General features: G+C 59.9%; 2 protein-coding genes. One reads left to right on the plus strand and one right to left on the minus strand.

All coding sequences use genetic code 11. The features are described 5' to 3' along the window. Positions 1-1,063, minus strand: a 1,063-nt coding sequence (locus tag WBV42_RS10940; RefSeq protein WP_423986057.1) for an ABC transporter substrate-binding protein, incomplete at its 3' end; no start/stop codon positions are given. Between the two features lie 230 nt (positions 1,064-1,293). Between WBV42_RS10940 and WBV42_RS10945 the strand changes: the two genes are divergently transcribed. After that, positions 1,294-2,060: lyase family protein (locus WBV42_RS10945; protein ID WP_423986058.1), on the plus strand; the 767-nt coding region annotated here is incomplete at its 3' end.

A 2,060-nucleotide genomic window follows, 5' to 3' on the forward strand; every position in this document is an offset into this window, starting at 1 on the left:
TCGACACGTCGGTTCGTGGCGGAATCGAGCCTTTCTTCGAGTTGAACCGGACCTGTGCGTCCTTGGTTCCGGCGTATCGGAGCCACTTCTTGGCGGCATCAGGTGCGGGCGTGTTCTTCGGGTACACCCACGAGTCCATGTTCATCGCGTAGTAGCCCTCGGTACCGGGGAAGGCGACGTAGTCCCAGTCCTTCTTGTACTCGAACCCGTCGTCTGCGGCGAACATGCCGGCCACCCAGTCACCCTGCTGGATGAACGCCGCGTTTCCGTTCATCACTTTCTTGTTGCCTTCTTTGAAGCCGATGGTGCCCGCGTCGTCCGAGAAGTACTTGCTGTAGTCAGCGAGCGTCTTGAACGCGTTCGCGATGGGTTCCTTGCCGATGGAACCGTCCATGAACTTCTGGTAGCCATCCCAGCCCTGCTGGCCGAGGAACACCGCGCCCCAGAGCTGAAGGGTCGTCCACGGGCTCTTGGTCGATTGAGCCATCCCGACGGCGTTCGTGTTCTTCTCGACCTTCTTCATCGCGTCGGTCAGGTCCTTCGGACTCTTGAGGTCTCCCGGACTGACACCCGCCTGCTTGAGGACCTTCTTGTTGTAGAAGACGTTGTTCATCCGGTGAATGTTCGTCGGAACACAGATGTACGTTCCATCCGGCTTTCCGGCGTTACGCGGCCCTTTCGCGTAGGCCTTCTTCATGTTGTTCTTGCTCCAGACGGAGTCACCGATGTCTCCGAGGATGTTACCGTCCTTCGACTGGAACTGGAGCAGGTTCTTCCCCGGCCAGTCGGCCCAGCTTCCCGGCGGGTTCTGTTTCTTCAGTCGGTTGTTGATGACGGTGTTCAGGGTCGTGTTTCCGCCGCCGCTGATGCCCTTGAGTTTCGAATCGACATCGGGGTACTCCTTCTCGAACCCCTGGTACATGCTTTTGATAGCACTGAGTCCGTCCCCAGGACTCCAGCCGTGCATGAGAAGCAGCTGCTTGTTGCCGCCACCACCCATGAAGCTCGAACAGCCGGAGAGACCAGCCAGACCGGCAGTTCCGGCTAGTCCGGTTGCTTTCATATAGCTACGCCGCGATAGGTTGTTGGATTTTTTACCTGTCATATCTGCACATCATCCACGTCTACCTTTACCATTTGTCACGGGGTACTTAATCATTATTGGATTACTTCGCCACCGAGTGAATATTTCTGTGACAAATTTCGTGGAATCAATTCCCCCTTACCCTTCCGAAACCAACTCAGTCCCGTTTCGGTGGGTTTTACGCCCGCCCACATCGACCCTCCAAACGCATGAGCGACGAGGATTATCGAATCGAAGAGGACAGCCTCGGGGAGATGCAGGTACCGGCCGACGCCTACTGGGGTGCACAGACCCAGCGTGCGGTCGAGAACTTCCCTATTTCGGGGATCACGTTCGGACGACGGTTCATTCGCGCGCTTGGCATCGTCAAGAAGGCGGCCGCGCAGGCGAACCGCGACCTCGGAATGATCGAGGAGGACGAAGCGGAAGCCATCATCGAGGCCGCGGACGAGGTCATCGCGGGCGAACTCGACGACCAGTTCCCGGTGGACGTGTTCCAGACCGGGTCCGGCACGTCCTCGAACATGAACGCGAACGAGGTCATCGCCAACCGCGCCGCCGAGATCTACGGGGCGGAAATCGGGGACCGCGTGATCCACCCGAACGACCACGTCAACTTCGGCCAGTCGAGCAACGACGTGATTCCGACCGCGATGCACGTTTCGGCGCTCGAAGCCGTCGAGAAGGACGTTCTTCCGGCACTCGACACCCTCCGCGAAGCCCTCGCCGAGAAGGAAGAGGAGTACGACGGCGTGGTGAAGACCGGCCGCACGCACTTACAGGACGCGACGCCCGTGCGCGTCGGACAGGAGTTCGGCGGCTACCGCTCGCAGATCGAAAAGGGACTCTCGCGCGTTGACTACGTCCGGGACCATCTCAGCGAACTCGCGCTCGGCGGAACGGCGGTCGGGACCGGGCTGAACACCCACCCCGAGTTCCCCGGCCTCGCCGCCGAGTACATCAGCGAGGAGACCGG

The organism is Haladaptatus sp. (genome assembly GCF_049589095.1).
Classification (GTDB): domain Archaea; phylum Halobacteriota; class Halobacteria; order Halobacteriales; family Haladaptataceae; genus Haladaptatus.